The following is a 246-nucleotide window of genomic DNA, read 5'->3' as shown; positions in this document are numbered from 1 at the left end:
AGCTGCAACGTACGCTGACCGAACTGATCGTCCCCAAGCAAATACGCCAGCAGGCGCGGCGCAGCACCACACACTCGCCGACCATCCTGTGCGTCGACGACAACGCCGCCAACCTGTTGCTGGTGCAAACCCTGCTCGACGGCATGGGTGCCCAGGTCACGGTCGCCAGCAGCGGTTTCGACGCCTTGGCGATCGCCCGGGAACAAGAATTCGACCTGGTGTTCATGGACGTGCAGATGCCAGGGA

1 protein-coding gene is annotated in these 246 nt (G+C 63.0%); it reads left to right on the top strand.

All coding sequences use genetic code 11. The features are described from left to right. The coding region (locus AC0IYH_RS33270) for a response regulator (protein ID WP_471838676.1) at positions 1–246 on the top strand (246 nt) is incomplete at both ends.

Source organism: Pseudomonas sp. AC463 (assembly GCF_979253585.1).
Note: the sequence above shows the minus strand (reverse complement) of the source record. Positions and strands in the feature narration are given on the sequence as shown.